Origin of the sequence: Umezawaea sp. (assembly GCF_036375055.1) — a bacterium.
Taxonomy (GTDB): Bacteria; Actinomycetota; Actinomycetes; order Mycobacteriales; family Pseudonocardiaceae; genus Umezawaea.
Window position 1 is genome coordinate 45,367 of the sequence record NZ_DASUSQ010000154.1, and the last position, 16,294, is coordinate 61,660.

20 protein-coding genes are annotated in these 16,294 nt (G+C 71.3%); 11 read left to right on the forward strand and 9 right to left on the reverse strand.

What is annotated here, in order from left to right; genetic code table 11:
- The first annotated feature begins 188 nt into the window (after positions 1-188).
- Genes VFZ92_RS37345 through VFZ92_RS37365 form a run of 5 tightly spaced genes read left to right on the forward strand, consistent with a single transcriptional unit; the run spans position 189 to position 4,234 of the window.
- Positions 189-1,316 (forward strand): acyl-CoA dehydrogenase family protein, encoded by a 1,128-nt coding sequence (locus VFZ92_RS37345; protein WP_330881893.1) that lies wholly within the window; start codon positions 189-191, stop codon positions 1,314-1,316.
- Positions 1,316-2,335, forward strand: coding sequence for a s-methyl-5-thioribose-1-phosphate isomerase (locus VFZ92_RS37350; protein WP_330881895.1), 1,020 nt, complete (start codon positions 1,316-1,318; stop codon positions 2,333-2,335). Before VFZ92_RS37345 ends, VFZ92_RS37350 begins: the two co-directional genes overlap by 1 nt.
- Entirely contained in the window at positions 2,332-3,018 is a 687-nt protein-coding gene (mtnC, locus tag VFZ92_RS37355) for an acireductone synthase (RefSeq protein ID WP_330881897.1), read from the forward strand. Before VFZ92_RS37350 ends, mtnC begins: the two co-directional genes overlap by 4 nt.
- Positions 3,015-3,617, forward strand: a complete 603-nt coding sequence (gene mtnB, locus VFZ92_RS37360) for a methylthioribulose 1-phosphate dehydratase (RefSeq protein ID WP_330881899.1) — start codon at positions 3,015-3,017, stop codon at positions 3,615-3,617. Before mtnC ends, mtnB begins: the two co-directional genes overlap by 4 nt.
- Positions 3,614-4,234: a cupin gene (locus VFZ92_RS37365; protein WP_330881900.1), complete on the forward strand. Its 621-nt coding sequence runs from the start codon at positions 3,614-3,616 to the stop codon at positions 4,232-4,234. Before mtnB ends, VFZ92_RS37365 begins: the two co-directional genes overlap by 4 nt.
- A gap of 170 nt (positions 4,235-4,404) precedes the next feature.
- Here the strand turns inward: VFZ92_RS37365 and VFZ92_RS37370 are convergent, their stop codons facing one another.
- The 7 genes from VFZ92_RS37370 to VFZ92_RS37400 all read right to left on the reverse strand — a co-directional run bounded on the left by VFZ92_RS37370 (position 4,405) and on the right by VFZ92_RS37400 (position 9,678).
- Entirely contained in the window at positions 4,405-5,016 is a 612-nt protein-coding gene (locus VFZ92_RS37370) for a hypothetical protein (RefSeq protein WP_330881902.1), read from the reverse strand.
- Between the two features lies 1 nt (position 5,017).
- The gene (locus VFZ92_RS37375) at positions 5,018-6,298 is read right to left on the reverse strand and encodes a HAMP domain-containing sensor histidine kinase (protein WP_330881904.1); all 1,281 of its coding nucleotides are present in this window, start codon (positions 6,296-6,298) and stop codon (positions 5,018-5,020) included.
- Positions 6,295-6,981 carry a response regulator transcription factor gene (locus tag VFZ92_RS37380; protein ID WP_330881906.1) on the reverse strand — a complete coding sequence of 229 codons (687 nt, stop codon included), beginning with the start codon at positions 6,979-6,981 and terminating at the stop codon, positions 6,295-6,297. Before VFZ92_RS37380 ends, VFZ92_RS37375 begins: the two co-directional genes overlap by 4 nt.
- Positions 6,982-6,995: 14 nt before the next feature.
- Positions 6,996-7,151 carry a hypothetical protein gene (locus tag VFZ92_RS37385; RefSeq protein WP_330881908.1) on the reverse strand — a complete coding sequence of 52 codons (156 nt, stop codon included), beginning with the start codon at positions 7,149-7,151 and terminating at the stop codon, positions 6,996-6,998.
- Entirely contained in the window at positions 7,148-7,552 is a 405-nt protein-coding gene (locus VFZ92_RS37390; protein ID WP_330881910.1) for a hypothetical protein, read from the reverse strand. The genes VFZ92_RS37385 and VFZ92_RS37390 overlap by 4 nt, the downstream gene beginning before the upstream one ends.
- 65 nt (positions 7,553-7,617) lie before the next feature.
- On the reverse strand, positions 7,618-8,739 hold the full coding sequence (locus VFZ92_RS37395) for a hypothetical protein (RefSeq protein ID WP_330881912.1): 1,122 nt from the start codon (positions 8,737-8,739) through the stop codon (positions 7,618-7,620).
- Between the two features lie 141 nt (positions 8,740-8,880).
- Positions 8,881-9,678: a FadR/GntR family transcriptional regulator gene (locus VFZ92_RS37400; RefSeq protein ID WP_330881914.1), complete on the reverse strand. Its 798-nt coding sequence runs from the start codon at positions 9,676-9,678 to the stop codon at positions 8,881-8,883.
- A 178-nt stretch (positions 9,679-9,856) separates the two neighbouring features.
- Here VFZ92_RS37400 and VFZ92_RS37405 point away from each other — a divergent pair, with 178 nt between their 5' ends.
- The 3 genes from VFZ92_RS37405 (at position 9,857) to VFZ92_RS37415 (ending at position 11,584) form a co-directional block, all read left to right on the forward strand.
- On the forward strand, positions 9,857-10,009 hold the full coding sequence (locus VFZ92_RS37405; protein WP_330881917.1) for a hypothetical protein: 153 nt from the start codon (positions 9,857-9,859) through the stop codon (positions 10,007-10,009).
- Between the two features lie 157 nt (positions 10,010-10,166).
- A complete protein-coding gene (locus VFZ92_RS37410; RefSeq protein WP_330881919.1) occupies positions 10,167-11,384 on the forward strand; it encodes an aKG-HExxH-type peptide beta-hydroxylase in 1,218 nt (405 codons plus the stop codon).
- Positions 11,381-11,584, forward strand: a complete 204-nt coding sequence (locus tag VFZ92_RS37415) for a hypothetical protein (RefSeq protein WP_330881921.1) — start codon at positions 11,381-11,383, stop codon at positions 11,582-11,584. Before VFZ92_RS37410 ends, VFZ92_RS37415 begins: the two co-directional genes overlap by 4 nt.
- 52 nt (positions 11,585-11,636) lie before the next feature.
- Here VFZ92_RS37415 and VFZ92_RS37420 read toward each other — a convergent pair whose 3' ends face one another.
- Both VFZ92_RS37420 and VFZ92_RS37425 read right to left on the reverse strand, forming a co-directional pair.
- A complete protein-coding gene (locus tag VFZ92_RS37420) occupies positions 11,637-12,485 on the reverse strand; it encodes an aminoglycoside phosphotransferase family protein (RefSeq protein WP_330881923.1) in 849 nt (282 codons plus the stop codon).
- Complete coding sequence (locus tag VFZ92_RS37425) at positions 12,478-12,927, reverse strand: MarR family transcriptional regulator (RefSeq protein WP_330881925.1); 450 nt, start codon at positions 12,925-12,927, stop codon at positions 12,478-12,480. The genes VFZ92_RS37420 and VFZ92_RS37425 overlap by 8 nt, the downstream gene beginning before the upstream one ends.
- Before the next feature lie 128 nt (positions 12,928-13,055).
- Here VFZ92_RS37425 and VFZ92_RS37430 point away from each other — a divergent pair, with 128 nt between their 5' ends.
- The 3 genes from VFZ92_RS37430 to ctaD all read left to right on the forward strand — a co-directional run.
- The gene (locus tag VFZ92_RS37430; RefSeq protein ID WP_330881927.1) at positions 13,056-13,775 is read left to right on the forward strand and encodes an alpha/beta hydrolase; all 720 of its coding nucleotides are present in this window, start codon (positions 13,056-13,058) and stop codon (positions 13,773-13,775) included.
- A gap of 374 nt (positions 13,776-14,149) precedes the next feature.
- Positions 14,150-14,386 (forward strand): hypothetical protein, encoded by a 237-nt coding sequence (locus VFZ92_RS37435; RefSeq protein ID WP_330881929.1) that lies wholly within the window; start codon positions 14,150-14,152, stop codon positions 14,384-14,386.
- Positions 14,387-14,549: 163 nt separating this feature from the next.
- On the forward strand, positions 14,550-16,294 hold a 1,745-nt coding region (gene ctaD, locus VFZ92_RS37440; protein WP_330881931.1), incomplete at its 3' end, for a cytochrome c oxidase subunit I.

Here is a 16,294-nt window from a genome sequence, read left to right on the forward strand (position 1 = left end):
AAGGGCTCTGACCAGCCGGGGAGCGCCCGGTGCCGCGACGGCCACCGCGTGTCGAGGTGTCCGCGCCCGCCCGCCAGACCGAAACGGTGTTCATGTGGCGAGACGCTCATCCACGCACCGTGACCGGCCATTAGGCTCGACCGTGCGGCCGGCGGACCGGGCGCGACGCGGAGCCTGGAGGCAGTTGCATGACGTTCACCGAGGGGCGGCAGAAGTGGCTGACCGTCGCCGAGGAGTTGGCGACGGCGTTGCGCGTCGACGCCGCCGAGCGCGATCGACTCGGCGGGTCCCCGGTGCGGGAGCTGGAGCTGCTCAAGCAGTCCGGCCTCCTGACGATCCCGGACTGGACGACCCAGCAGGCCGTCACCAGGGTGGTCGGCGCGGCGGACGCGAACATCGGGCACCTGCTCGGCTACCACTACCTCCAGATCTGGCGCAGCGGGCTGTTCGACACGCCCTTCGAGACCGGTGACAACCTGTTCTGGGCCGGTGTCAGCAACCCGCTCGACGCGGCGCTCCAGCTCACGCCGGTGGACGGCGGCTACGCCGTGGACGGGCGCAAGACGTTCGCCACCGGCGCCGCGCTGGCCGACCGGCTGGTCGTCAGCGCCACCCGCACGGACGACGGCGAGAAGCTGACGTTCCTGCTCGACGGCGGCGCGCCCGGCCTGTCGTTCGCGGGCGACTGGAACAACATGGGGCAGCGCCTCACCGCCAGCGGCGGCGTCGTCTTCGAGAAGGTGTTCGTGCCCGCCGCGAACGTGCTCGGCGTGCAACCCGACGGCGGCGGTTCGCCGCGCCTGTCGCTGGCCGCGCTGGGCTTCCAGCTCGTGCTGGCCCAGCTCCACGTCGCCATCGCCGAGGGCGCCCTGGCCGAGGCCGCCCGCTACACGCGGTCGACCACGCGGCCGTGGTTCCTCAGCGGCGTCGACAGCGCCACGGACGACCCGTACGTCCTCGCCACCTACGGCGAGCTGGTCGCGCAGGTCGAGGCGGCGGGCCTGCTCGCCGACCACGCGTCCGAGGCGCTGCTGGCCGCGTCCGACGCGGGCCCGGAGCTGACCGCCGACCAGCGCGGCGCGACGGCCGCCGCGATCTCGTCGGCCAAGGTCTTCTCGACGAGGGTCGTCAACGACACCACGTCCAAGGTGTTCGAGCTGTGCGGAGCCCGCGCGACGGCCTCCGGCTACGGCTTCGACCGGTTCTGGCGCAACTCCCGCACCCTGACCCTGCACGACCCGGTCAGCTACAAGGCGCGCGAGGTGGGGGAGTACTTCCTGACCGGCGGACGGGCACCGTTCACCGGGTACACCTGATGGAGCCGGTGCTCGCGAACAGCGTCCGGCTGGAGGCCGACGGCGTGCACGTCCTCGACCGCCGCGACTTCCCGTTCGAGCGGACGTGGGTGCGCTGCACCACGGTCGAGGCCGTCGCCAGGTCCATCGAGGACATGGTCACGCAGTCGTCCGGCCCGTACTTCGCGGTGCTGTGGGGCCTGGTCCTCGCGGCCCGCGAAGCGGCACCGCTGAACGCCGCCGACGCCCGCGCCCACCTCGGCCGCGCGGCCGAACGGCTGGAGAACACCCGCCGCACCAACAACCACCTGCGCAAGGCGGTCGCGGCCGTGCTGACGGCCGTGGACGCGGCGGGTCCGTGCACGGGCGCGGACCTCGAAGCCGCCGCGCTGGCGGGCGCGCGGGCAGGGGACGAGCGCTACCGCTCCCGCAGCCGCGCGCTGGGCACCGCCACCGCCGCACTGCTGCCCGACGACGCCTGCGTGCTCACCCACTGCTGGGCCGACCTCTACCTGACGGAGACCGTCTCCGCGGCCCAGCGCGATGGCAAGCGCTTGCGGTTCATCTGCACCGAGACCCGCCCGTACCTCCAGGGCGCCCGCCTCACGGCCGAAACCCTGGCCGAGATGGGCGTCGACACCACCGTCATCACCGACGGCACGGGCGCGGCCGTCCTCAGCTCCGGCGAGGTCGACGCGCTGGTCACGGCCGGCGACCGCGTCACCATGGACGGCCACGTCGTCAACAAGATCGGCACCCTGGGCCTGGCCGTGGCGGCGAGCGCGTTCGACGTCCCGTTCCACGCGCTGGTCCAGGCCCCCGACCGCCTGGCCCCCACGGCGTCCGACGTCCCCATCGAGTACCGCGACGGCGACGAGGTCCTGACCGCGCGGGGCACCCGCACCGCCAGCCACCGGGTGCGCGGCCACTACCCGGCGTTCGACATCACGCCGCCGAGGTTCGTCACGTCGATCGTCACCGACCGCGGCGTCTACGCCCCGGACCGCCTGGCCGACTACTACCGAGGAGAACAGCAGTGAGCACCCCCACGTGGGTAGTCCTGGACATCGAGGGCACCCTCAGCTCGACCGACCAGGTCCTCGTGGTCCTCTACGACTACGCCCGGCCCCGACTCGGCCCGTGGATCGACGAGCACCCCGACGACCCCGCCGTGGTCGAGGCGGTCGCCCAGATCCGCGAGCTGGCGGACCTGCCCGCGGACGCCACCACGGCCGACCTCGTCGCCGTGCTGCACGACTGGATGACCCGCGACCAGAAGATCGGCCCGCTGAAGACGTTGCAGGGCCTGATCTGGCAGCGCGGCTACGCCGAGGGCGACCTCGTGGCGGAGTTCTTCCCCGACGTCGTCCCCGCCCTCAGGGCCTGGCACGCGAGCGGTTCCCGGCTGGCCGTCTTCTCGTCCGGTTCGGTCGCGGGCCAGGTGGCGTTCTTCGCGCACACCACCGACGGCGACCTGACCCCGTTGCTGGAGCACCACTTCGACACCGTCAACGCGGGCCCGAAGCGCGAGGAGCAGTCCTACAAGACCATCGCCGCCGCCCTCGGCGCCGCACCCGACGACATCGTCTTCTACTCCGACGTCCCCGCCGAGCTCCACGCCGCCGCGGCGGCGGGCTGGGGGACCGTCGGCGTGGCCAGGATCGGTGAACCGTACGGCGAAGCCGACTTCACCCCGCACAGGACGGTCCGCGCGCTCCCGTGAACCTGGACGAAGCAGGTCGGGCCCTGGCCGCCGAGTGCGCCCGCTACACCGCCATGGGCTGGATGCGCGGCACCTCCGGCAACCTCTCGGTGGTGCTCGACCGCGACCCCCTCAGCCTGGCCGTCACGGTCAGCGGCAAGGACAAGGGCGAACTGACCGAGGACGACGTCGTGGTGATCGACGCCAACGGCGACACCACCGACCCGGTCAAGACCCCCTCGGCGGAAGCGGGCCTGCACGGCCGCATCGCCGCCGTCTCCGGCGCGGGCGCGGTGGTCCACGTCCACGCCGTGGCACCGGTCGTGGCGGGGGAGCACTGGCCGGACGGCGTTCCCCTGCGCGACCTGGAGATGCTCAAGGGCTTCGGCAGGGCCGCCCACGACGACGACGTCCTCATCCCCGTCGTGCCCAACTCGCAGGACATGCGCGTGCTGGGCGACGCCTTCGAAGCCTGCTACCGCGAGGACACGCCGGCCTTGATCGTGGCCCGGCACGGGGTGTACGTCTGGGGGGACGACCTGCACCAGGCCAGGCACCGGGCGGAATGCCTCGACTGGCTGCTCCGCTTCACCGTCGAAACGAGGAGGGCAACCCCATGACCCTGCTGACAGTCTGGCCCGACTCGGACCCGACAACGGTCCTCACCAGGACCAGCACCCCCGGCGACATCGCCGTGGAGCTGAAGCGGTTGGGCGTCCGCTACGAGAACTGGCCGGTAGCGGAAGGCCTACCGCCAACGCCGACGTCGGAAGAGGTGCTGGCCGCCTACCGCCCGCACGTGGACCGGGTGGTGGAGACCGAGGGCTACATCCTCGTGGACGCCATGCACATGACCCCCTCGACCGACCCGGAGTGGCAGGAGAACGCGGCCGAGGCCCGCAAGAAGTTCCTGGCGGAACACACCCACGACGACGACGAGGACCGCTTCTTCGCCAGAGGAGCAGGAGTCTTCTACCTCCACGTGGAGAACAAGGTCTACGGCATCCTCTGCGAAGCGGGAGACCTGCTCAGCGTCCCGAAGAACACCACCCACTGGTTCGACATGGGCACCACCCCGGACTACATCTCGATCCGCTTCTTCCACGACGACGACGGCTGGGTGGGCAACTTCACCGGCAGCAAGATCGCAGACGACTTCCCGACCTTCGACACCTTGATGGAGGGACACAGGTCCTCCCACCGGCCATCCACGACGGAACCGGCAGCCACGACCTGAGAAGCGCGGCCGATTTCACTCGGGGGGTTCGACCCTTGGCCTGTGTCGGGCAAAGGCTTCCCACCCGCCCTTTCCAGCCCGCCAAAGGGTCGGATCGAGGGGTCCCCGAGTCAAATCGGCCACACCGCGCCGGAACCGGCACGCTCACCCGTCCGCTGGAACAGGCACGCTCACCCTCCGAGCGAAGCCAACTCCCGAACCATGTTCCGCCGCGCGCCCGAACTCCAACGCTCCCGCGCCACCTCGGTGATGTACAAGGGCTCCCGCCCCACCAGCGACGCCAGCACAGCCGCCCGCCCCACCCGCCAGGCCTCCTCGGGCACGTGCGAGTACTCCAGCCGCACAGCAGCCCGGTACCGCTCATAACCAGCCGGATCAGAGCCCAGCACGGCCAGGTCGGCGTCGAGCAGCACCGCGGCGAGACGGTCCCCCGGCACGACCTCGTGCGTCAGCGTGGCCAACACCAACCCCTCCACCCGAGCCACGTCCGGGCCGGCGACTCCGGCAGCCGCCAACTGGTCCCGCACCCACTCCGCGGACCGCCGCTCGTCATCCCCCGGCTTCCCGTCGTACACCACGTCGTGGGCCAGCGCGGCCAACGTCACCACGGCGACCTCCCGAGCGGAACACCCGACGCACAGACCCACCGCGTCCCGCACGACCTGCCGCACGTGGTCGGCGTTGTGGTACGCCCGGTGCGGCTCCGTGTACCTCTCCCACAGGTCGGTCGGCCGGGGCACCCCACCCAGCACCCGAACGGCGTCGTCCCACAGCGCTTCCACGTCACACCCCACCGGGCAACGTCATCGTGAAGCAGGCCCCACCCTCGGGAGCGGGCCCGGCCGAGATCGTCCCACCCAACCGCGTGACCAACCCGTGCACCAGCGCCAACCCCACCCCCGTCCCCACCGGCCGCGTGGTCGAGTACTTGGCGTGCAACGCCCCCCGGTCGAACGCGATGGCGTAGTCCTCTTCGGACAGCCCCGGCCCACCGTCCCGCACCTGCACCACCGACCCGAGCGACAGCACCACCACCCGCCCGGCGGGCGTCACCCGGACCGCGTTCTCCAGCAACCCGTCCATCACCTGCCGCACCCGCCGGGCGTCGGTCGGCACCACCACCGGCGCGTCGGGCACCTCGAGGCTGAACAGCACCCCCTTGGCCGCGCACCGCGCGCGCCACACGTCGGCGGCGGCCCGCACGACCGGCACCAGGTCGACGGGCGTGACGTCCAACCGGAAGTCGTCCGCCCCCAGCCGGGCCAGGTCCAGCAGGTCCGACACCAGCCGGTCCAACCGCCGCGACTCCTCCTGGATGGTCCGCCCGACGGCGACCACGTCGGGCCCGGTCACCACCCCGTCGGCCAGCGACTCGGAGAACCCGATCACCGCCGTCAACGGCGTCCGCAGCTCGTGCGACACCGACAGCAGGAACTCCCGCTGCCGCGACTCGCTCCGCTGCAACGCGTCCGCCAACCCGTTGACCGCCCCGGCCACCTCGGCGACCTCCGTGGGCCCGTGCTCGGGCGCCCGCAGGTCCCGCCGCCCGGAACTCATCGCCAACGCCACCCCGGCGGTGCGGCGCAGCGGTCGCGACAGCAGGTTCCCCAGCACCAGTCCGGCCACCCCGGCGATCAGCAGGCCCAACCCCAGCGCCAGCGCGATGTTGCGCACCAGCTTCCGCGTGGTGGACGTCCCGTAGTCCGCCTCCTGCACCAGGGCGAACCGGTCGCGCACCTCCACGATCCACCCGCCGGTGACCCCGCTCGTCCGCCCCGCGTCCCGCACCGCCCGCACGGCGGTCGCGTCCCCGCGCAGCACGCCGTTGGCCCCGATCCGCACCACGGAGATCTTCTGCCCCTGCAACACGGCCACGACCCGCCCGCGCGGCGTCTCCCCGATCTGGTCGGCCACGGTGTCCGCCTGGTTCGCCAACGCCGTCCGGCTCACCTCACGGGCCGTGTTGACCACCAGCCGCACGGACACCAGCCCGGCGACGACCACCGCGATCCCGGCGACCGCGAGGCACAGCGCGGTGATCCGGAACGCCAGGCTGGACCTCACGGGGCCTCCACCGAGTAGCCGACGCCCCGCACGGTGCGGATCGGGCTGTGCGCGCCGAGCTTCGCGCGCAGCTGGGCGACGTGCACGTCCACGGTGCGGGTGCCCGCCACCGCCGCGTACCCCCACACCGCGCTGAGCAGCTGCTCCCGCTCGAACACCCGGCCGGGGTGCTTCATCAGGTGCGCGAGCAGCTCGAACTCGGTCGACGTCAGCGGGACCTCGTCCCCGCCCGCCCACACCCGCCGCCGCTCGGCGTCCAGCCTCACGGCACCGACGACGTGCTCGGGCGCGCTCGCGTGCGCACCGCGGCGGAGCACGGTGCGCACGCGAGCGGCCAGTTCACGCGGGCTGAACGGCTTGGTGACGTAGTCGTCCGCCCCCATCTCCAGGCCCAGGACGCGGTCCACCTCGTCGTCGCGCGCCGTCACGAACAGCACCGGCGTCCAGTCGCCCGCGGCCCGCATCGTCCGGCACACCTCGACCCCGTCGATGCCGGGCAGGCCGACGTCCAGCAGCACCGCGACCGGCTTCAACCGGCGCAGCGCCGCCAGCGCCGCCCGCCCGTCGGACTCGACGTGCACGCCGAACCCGTCCCGGCGCAGGTAGAGCGAGATCAGGTCGGAGATGGCGCGCTCATCCTCGACCACCAGCACGAGGCCGCGGGCAGACTGGTCCGGTTGCACGGTGGGCCATGCTGTCACGGTTCGTCGAGGTCGGCCTCGACGCCGTTCAGCGTCGACTCGATGCTGCTCAGCTCCGCGTCCGGGTTGCCGGTCGACGGGCTGGCCTCGTCCTGGCAGCCCGCGAGCCCCACCGCGGCCACGAGGGCGACGACGAGGGCCAGCGCTCTCACTTCGTGCCGCCGGGGTAGGCGCAGTGCTCGGTCTGGAACGCGTCGATCCGCTTCTGCGCGTCGGCCAGCTTCGTCACCCGCTCGCCCCGCACCTCCTTGCGCGCGTCGAACAGCTTGGCCTTCGACTCCTTGCCCGCGTCCCGAGCCGCCTTCGCCTGGGCCTCCAGCCACTTCGTCGAGCCGCGCGTGGAGGCGTCGCCGTTGATCCGGTCGGTGGCGGCCTTGATCCGCGCCTCGATCTTCGGCACGCGCTCCTCGCAGCGCTTCTTCACCTGCTCGGCGCTGATCGTCATGGGCGCGGGGCCCGTCGGGGTCTCGTCGGCGCCCGCCGTGCCGGACAGCGCGAGCCCCAGTGCCGCGGAGGTGCCCGCGACGGCGATGATTCGAGTCCAGGTCGTCATGGGGACGACCCTGCCGGGCTCGGGTGAGCGGATCGTGCGGCGAGTGTTCGGGTTCTGCAAGGACGTCAGGGCACCTGGTCCCGCCAGAGCAGCGCCACCCCGTGACCGGGCAGCAGCCACGACCGCACGTCCAGGTCGCCCAGCTCGTCCGCCCGCAGCCACCGCGCCGACGACGTGTTGGACCGGAACGTGAACGGCACGATCCGGAACTCCCTGGTGGGAGCGCTGTCGACGGCCAGCTCCTTCGCGTTCATGGTGATCCGCTCGACGTAGCAGGGGTACGGCGACTGCCAGTAGCAGTACCCGTCGTCGATGCGCTGCCTCGTCGTCGACCGCACGGTCAACCGCTCGATGGCGTGCACCACGTGGTCGTCGTCGGCGATCCCGCTCAGGTCGCACCGGAAGATCCGCAGGTCGCTCAGGTGGCTGCGCGGGTTCTGCCGGGGGAGCGGGCCCATCGCCTCGCGGAAGAACGTCAGGTAGTCGGCCCACTGGCCGAAGCTCACGTCGTGGAGGCTGATCCGGCTCGACTCGGCGACCCGGTGCTGGCCCTCGCCGTCGACGTAGTCGATGCCGATCCGCACCGAGTGGGCCATGTCCTCGGTCGAGTCCTGGAACAGCGCGGTGTCCGGGATGAACCACAGCTCGAACAGCGGCAGCCGGGACCCGTTGATGATCGAGTCCCGGAGCAGGGCGTTGCTGGTGGCGAAGATGACGAACTGGTCCACGGCGACGTTCTTGCGGAAGCTGTAGCTCACCGTCGACGTCAGGTGGTAGGTCTCGTGGTCGACGGCCCGCAGCTCGTAGTCCACCGTCGTGCGGGTGCTGATCGTCAGGTCGCCGCCGAGCGGGCGCAGGCCCTCACCGCCGAGCACGCCGGTGAGCACGTCGTCGTTCGCGTCGTTCTCGCCGTAGATGGACGACAGGAACGTCCGCATCACCTGTTGCGGCAGCAGGGTTTCCACGATGCCCGGCCCGGCGATCCTGGCGATCTCCGACAGCAGCCTGCGGTGCAGGTACACCTCGTAGACGGTCATCAGGAACGCGGCGATGACGAGCAGCGGCCAGAGTTCGAACAGCAGGCGGTGCACGACGAGCTGCCAGTCGTCGTCGGCGGGACGCCAGAGCAGCACGACGGCCAGGTCGACGGCGGCGAACGCCGCCAGCCCCAGGGCAGCGAGGAGCACGCTTCGCCTGCCGCGCGGACGAAGGGCGCCCTGACCTGCCCGATCGTCCGTCACGCCGTCAGGTACCCCTCTCACCGCCCTGCACTCCCATGGTGGGAGCGGGACCGGCGATCCACCAGGTCCGTTCGGCTGATCTGCCCCCTACGGCTCCTTGATCCACTCAGGTTCGTCGTCGCCGTCACCGGCGTAGGTGCTCAGCGTGGCGCCCGTCTCCGGGCTCAGGTCGAGGTACAGCCCGAGCAGGTGCGTCGTCATGGCCGCCCGCGCGCCCGCCTGGTCGCCCCTGCGGAGGAACCAGACGATCTGGTTGTGGTCGTTGACGGACCGGTTGTGCACCTCGCGGGTCGCGTGGCCGTGCCACCGGAAGTCCCGAAGCTGCGGCTCCAACGCCTGGTAGGACTGCTCGAACAGCACGTTGTGGCTCGCGCGGACGATCGCGCCGTGGAACGCCTCGTCCGTCCGCAGCAGCTCGTGCTTGTCCGTGTGCGGCGCCTCCTGGTGCTTGGCGCTCAGCTTCGCGATCTCGTCCAGCTCACCCGGCTCGGCCCGCATCGCGGCCATGCTCGCCGCCGTCGTCTCCAGCGCGATCCGCATCTCCAGCAGGTCCGTCGGCCGGTAGCGGTGCGTGCCGAGACCGCCGAGCGGCTCCTCGGCCGGGGAGGTGTCGGTCGACCGCACGTACCAGCCAAGACCGCGCTTGACCTCGACGAACCCCTGGATCTGAAGGCGCTGCAACGCGGTCCGCAGCGAACTGCGCGCGACACCCATCCGGTTCGCCAGCTCGGGCTCGGTCGGCAGCCGGTCGCCGACGGCGAACTCGCCGCCCGCGATCTGGGCGCTCAGCTTGTCGGCGATCACGTCCGGGAGCGGGCGGCGTGAATCCGCGGAGAGCGCCCACTCGTCGCTCTTCGCCGCGGGCTCGCCCGGCTCGGCGCTCATCGTCGACGACCTCTCTGCGTGGCGAAAAGCATTCTCAACAGCGTAGGGCAGTCCGACAACCGAGGCAAGTTGTCTGGCAGCAAGATGTAGGTTGACAGACAACCGACATGGCAGGAGGATTCAGGTGGGACAACCCGGCACCCCGGTTGCCCCGGCCGCCCACCCACCGGAGGTCGTCATGCCCGCGACAAGCGCAGTAGGAATCGCCGTAGTGGCCGCCATCGCCGTGATGGCCATCGGCTGGAGGACGTTGCTCACCATGTTCGTGCTGGCGGTGGTCGCCTTCACGATCGTCGGCCTGGTCAACGTGGTGAACATCTTCTCGGCCTGACCACCCGCGCGGCTTGGTGGGGCGAGTGCCCCGCCAAGCAGTCGGTTGTCAGACAAGCGGGGCGTTGTCTGGCGAGTACCCGGATGGAGTAGTGTGCGCGCACTGTCCGTCGGGGGCCGTGATATCGGAGTCGTCGTTGGCGCCGGACCTAGTTGCAGTGCACGCGGCCTTCGCGAGGCCCGATGAGATCGTCGCCGAGCGCCGCGCGCTCTACCGCCTCGCCGCCGAGCTGATCGGCGTCGCCGGTCCCGTCCCCGACGACGTGCTCGACAGCCCCCTGGTCCGCCACCGGCTCGGCGGTGCGCTCGCGGGCCAGGTCGACCTGGCCGGTCGGGACCTGGCCGTGGACCGGGCCGCGGTCGGCGACGTCGTGGACGCGGGGCTGCCCGTCGTCGCCGACCCGGTGGCGCGGGACGCGCTGGCCGACCTGCTGCGCATCATCGGACCGGTCGCGGGCCTGCGGCTGGTGACCTCGGCCGACGAGGGGTTCGACGACGTCCTGGCCGTCGTCGCCGACGGTGTCCGGCTCGTGCGCGAGGCCGGGGGAGCGCTCGCCGAGGACCTGCTGACCCACGTGGACCTCCTCGCCGTCGTGGACCCGGCGACGGCGGGCGGACTGGTGTCGGCCTCCTCCCGGTACTTCCCCGGTCTGGTCGTCGTCGCGCGCCCCGGCTCGGCGTTCGAGGTCGCCGAGGCGCTGATTCACGAGGGTGCGCACGAGAAGTTCTTCGACCTCGCGATAACTCGCCGTTTCTTCCACGTTAATTCCGATGAAGTGGAGGAGTTCACCCCATCGTGGTCGGGGGCGCGGTGGCCGTTCGAGCAGGTGTTCGCCGCGTGGCACGCCTACCTTTGTCTGGCCCAGTTCGAGCGGGGCTCGAACGGTCTGCCCGCCGGGCCGGACTCGCTGCTCCCCGTCGCCGAGAAGCGTGCCGCCGAGATCGGCGAATGGCTGCGGGAACACGCATTGCACCTGCTCCAGGATGCGCGGACCATGCTGGGTGACCTCCTGGAACGGCCTGTTCCGCAGGCATCTAGTATCCCGTCGAGGTCAATGCCCTCGTCCTATTCGTACGTGACGAATCCAGCAGTGCGTTCGAGCGGTTTGTTGCCGACCGGTCGCACCGTGGTCGGACGTACTGGTTCACCGCCCGAATTGTTCTGGTTGGAAAACGATTCAGCAGCAGTCCTCGACCTCCTGGTCCGCCAGACCGGTGGACCCCGGACCGGGGACGACCTCGTCGCAGCACGAGCGTTGTGGGACGTCGAGGAGAACCAGGTCCTGGAGCGGTTGACCACCGCGCTGGGAATGCTCGCCGACTACCAGCTGATCGACACAGCCCCCGCATCAGAGGAAGACACCAACAGCACATGAGCCCCAACGATCGTCGAGTGGTGCCGAACCACTCCCTCGGTGTGCCGCCGCAGCAGCCCGCGGTCGGCGTTCCCGCACCGCAGTTCCCCGCAGGTGTCGGGCACGTGGGGCAGCCGGTCAACCCGGTCGACTTCTTCCGCCGAATGCCCGGTGGCGGCACGGTCTACGTGAAGGCCGCCGCGCCCGAAGCGACGGACTGAGCCCCGCGGCTCGCGCGGTGACCGCGAACCCGGTGGGGTCGAGGTCACCGCGCTAGTGCGGCCGGTCCACCGGCGGCACCAGCGCCGCTTCGAGCTGCTCGTCGGCCGCGTCCCGGTACTCCGGGAAGCGGCGCTCCAGCACCGTCAGCCACCCGGCCGCGTGCAGTCTCCGCAGCCGCAGGGGGAAGGCGAGTCCACCGCGCGGCACCGGGTAGCCGCTCGCCGCCGCCATCCCGTCCAGCCTGCCCGTCAGGGCCAGGCACGCCAGGTCCCACGTCACGGGGCCGCGCCAGGTGTCCTCGAAGTCGTTCCAGACCGGCCCGTTCGCCGTCATCAGCAGGTTTCCGGGGTGGGCGTCGCCGTGCAGCGGCTGCACCTCGTCGGCGGGCCACCGCTCCACCAGCGCGTCGCGCACGGCCGTGAACGAGTCCAGCTGGTCCGCGGGGCGGGTCCACCCGGCTCGGGCGGCGTCGATGTCGGCCAGCGGGCCGCGGTCGGGCAGCGGGCCGGGGTAGGAGCGCAGCTCGGCGTGCAGGTCGGCCAGGCGGGGCGCGAAGTCGGTCGGCACCCACGTCGGGTCGTGCGCGACCCACTCGGCGAAGCTGACGACCATGCCGTCGTGGGTGAACGGCCCGGCGGGCACCTCGTCGGGCGGGCCGACGACCGGCACGCCCCGCCCCGCCAGGTAGGCCGTCACGTCCACCGCGCGCCGGAAGTGCTCGGCCACGTCCACCCGCGCCAGCGCCGTGCTGGTCGCGACCCGCGCCACGACCGGGGCCGGGCGCAGGTGGACCAGGAGGTTGCTGACGTCGCGCAGCACCACCGGGTCGGACGCGCGCAGCCCCAGCGAGCCCGCGACGGCCACCGCGGCGCGCACGCCGCGCCGGGTCAGCTCATCCACGGCCGGACACGTTGGCGGTCAACTGGCGCAGGGAGACCCGGAGCCGCTCGACCTCGGCCTCCGGCAGGCCGATCGCGGCGCCGATGGCGGGGGTGATGGAGCTGGTGGCCTCGCGCATCCTCGACCCCTCGGGCGTCAGGCCCACCTGGACCGAGCGCTCGTCGTCGATCCGGCGCTGCCTGGTGATCAGGCCCGCGGCCTCCAGGCGCTTGAGCAGCGGGGTCAACGTGCCGTAGTCGAGCTGGAGGGCGTCGCCGAGGTCCTTGACCGGCATGGACTCCCGCTCCCACAGCGCGACCATCACCAGGTACTGGGGGTAGGTGAGGCCCAGGTCCTGGAGCAGCGGTCGGTAGGCGGCGGTCAGCGCCCTCGACGCCGCGTAGAGCGCGAAGCACAGCAGGTCGTCGACGGCTGACGTGCGGTCTTCCGGAGTCGTGGTCATCGGTCATCCCTTCCAGGTCGCTCCACCCATGATGCCACGCACGCCAGTAGTATGCATACAAGTAACTTGCACACGAGTTAAACGTGCGCTAGCTTTGCGTCATCGGTCACGACCCGAAGGAGAACGAGATGAGCACCAACCCCACCGTCGTCCTGGTCCACGGCGCGTTCGCGGACGGTTCGAGCTGGGCCCCGGTCGTCGAGCGCCTCCGCGCCCAGGGCATCGAGTCCCTCGCGGTCGGCAACCCGCTCCGCGGCCTCACCCACGACGGCGACTACGTGGCGAGCGTCGTCAACCAGATCGACGGCCCGGTCGTGCTGGTGGGCCACTCCTACGGCGGCCCGGTCATCACGCACGCGGGCTCGAAGGCGGAGAACGTGAAGGGCCTGGTCTTCGTGGCCTCGTTCGGCATCGACGAGGGCGAGAGCGCGCTCGGCTCCGTCGCCGGGTTCCCCGAGGTCGAGCTGGGCACGTCGCTCGTGCCCCGGCAGTTCCCGACCGCCGACGGCACCGGCACCGAGTTCACGATCCGCCAGGACGCGTTCGCCAGCGTGTTCGCCGCCGACCTGCCCGCCGAGTTCACCGCCACGGCCGCCGTCAGCCAGCGCCCGGTGGCGCAGGACGCGCTCGGTGAGCCGCTGGGCGTCGAGCCCGCCTGGAAGACCCTGCCCTCGTGGTTCGCCGTGGCGACCGCCGACAACGCCATCCACCCGGACTCGCAGCGCGCCGCCGCGAAGCGCCTCGGCGCCACCACCGTCGAGGTCGACGGCGGGTCGCACGCCATCGCCGTGTCCCGCCCCGACGAGGTCGCCGGCCTGATCGTCGCCGCCGTGCGCGCGGTCGCGTAACCACGGCCCGGAAAGGGGGCCCGCCGACATCGGCGGGCCCCCTTCGGCGTGCTCGGACCTCGGTCAGGAGCTGGGTCACCCTGTCGATCTCCGCCCGCCGCGAACCGCCCGACCTCGTCGTCGGAGCCTGCCGCCGGCTGCCGGTCCGCGGTGCCGAGGGCTCCCCGGTGGTGCTCGACCGTCGCGGTCGGCCAGGCGCGGTCGAGGTCCGCGCCGGTAGGTGCCGTGGCGGGGCGGGCGGCTCCACAAAGCCGCGGCGCGCGCAACCGGGACAGGTCGGGAGCGCGCCACGCGGGTGGCCGCTCACGAGGGCTGCGGGTGACCGGCGCGGCTTCGGCGACCGTCGTCGCGAGGCGGACGCCGCCCCTGGTCAGGTGCGGCGCGAGCAGGCCGAGGGCCGTGACGGCCAGACCGGGGCACGGGTGCGGCCCGCCGTCGTGCTCCTCGTGGTCCGCGGGCGCCGGGTGGGGGTCCACGGCGGACGTCCCCGCGGTGGAAGCCGCGTGGACCGGGGCGGCGAGCCGGTCCGCGGAGAACACGCGGAACGGCGGCGCGAGCACCACCGGGCCCCGTGCGAGCACGGGGCGACCTCACCCGCCGAGCGGGTGTGACCTGGGCTACGTGCGCGCGAGGTGGTCATCACCCCATCACGCCGTCCCCGGTAGCGCGGTCTACGATCCGGTGAGCCACTGGGCGGTCCTCGCCGTTCGATGGCGCCCGAACGACGTTGGTCCCACCAAGGCCACCATGTAGGTGAACAGTGCAGGAGGCACCGTGACGGCCGTAGCCCCGCAGCCGATCGCTACGCGTCCTTTCCCGGCGCGCGAAGCGGTCAAGGGTTCGTTCCTGCTGCGGATGTTCCGCACCACGGACCACAAGCAGATCGGCATCCTTTACCTGGTCACGTCCTTCGCCTTCTTCATGGTGGGCGGCGCGATGGCCATGCTGATCCGCACCGAGCTGGCTCAGCCCGGAATGCAGTTCCTGTCCAGCGAGCAGTACAACCAGCTCTTCACGATGCACGGCACGGTGATGCTGCTGCTGTACGCGACCCCGATCGTGTTCGGCTTCGCGAACTTCATCCTGCCGCTCCAGATCGGGTCGCCCGACGTGGCGTTCCCCCGGCTCAACGCCTTCTCGTACTGGCTGTACCTCTTCGGCGGCCTGATCGTGATGTCGGGCTTCGTGACGCCCGGCGGCGCCGCCGACTTCGGCTGGTTCGCCTACACGCCGCTGAGCAACGCCATCCACTCGCCCGGCGTCGGCGCCGACCTGTGGATCACGGGTCTGGCCATCGGTGGTCTCGGCACGATCCTCGGTGCCGTGAACATGATCACCACGGTGGTCTGCCTCCGCGCGCCCGGCATGACGATGTTCCGGATGCCGATCTTCACCTGGAACATCCTGGTGACGAGCATCCTCGTGCTGCTGGCCTTCCCGATCCTGACCGCGGCCCTCTTCGGCCTGCTGGCGGACCGGCACCTCGGCGCGCACGTGTTCGACCCGGCCAACGGCGGCGTGATCCTCTGGCAGCACCTCTTCTGGTTCTTCGGTCACCCGGAGGTCTACATCGTCGCCTTGCCGTTCTTCGGCATCGTGTCGGAGGTGTTCCCGGTGTTCAGCCGGAAACCGATCTTCGGCTACAACGGCCTGGTCTACGCGACGCTGGGCATCGCGGCGCTGTCCGTGGCCGTGTGGGCGCACCACATGTACGCCACCGGCGCCGTGCTGCTGCCGTTCTTCGCGTTCATGACGTTCCTCATCGCGGTCCCGACCGGCGTGAAGTTCTTCAACTGGATCGGCACGATGTGGAAGGGGCAGTTGACCTTCGAGACCCCGATGCTGTTCAGCATCGGCTTCATCGTGACGTTCCTCTTCGGTGGTCTGTCCGGCGTCCTGCTGGCCGCCCCGGCGATCGACTTCCACGTCTCGGACACGTACTTCGTGGTGGCGCACTTCCACTACGTGCTCTACGGCACGATCGTGTTCGCCACGTTCGCGGGCATCTACTTCTGGTTCCCGAAGATCACCGGCCGGATGCTCGACGAGCCGCTGGGCAAGCTGCACTTCTGGACCACGTTCCTCGGCTTCCACGCGACGTTCCTCGTCCAGCACTGGCTGGGCAACGAGGGCATGCCGCGCCGGTACGCCGACTACCTGGCGAGCGACGGCTTCACCGCGCTGAACACGATCTCCACGATCGGCGCCTACATCCTCGGTGCCTCGACGCTGCCGTTCATCTGGAACGTCTTCAAGAGCTACCGGTACGGCGAGATCACCACGGCGGACGACCCGTGGGGCTACGGCAACTCGCTCGAGTGGGCCACCACGACCCCGCCGCCGCGGCACAACTTCAAGGAGCTGCCGCGGATCCGGTCCGAGCGGCCCGCGTTCGACCTGCACTACCCGCACGCCATCGAGGACGCACACCGCGACAAGTACGTGGGTGCCTTCAGCGGCAAGCACAAGGCCACCGTGCCGGACGCGCCGTCGGAGAAGCTGTCGCACGCGATGGAAGA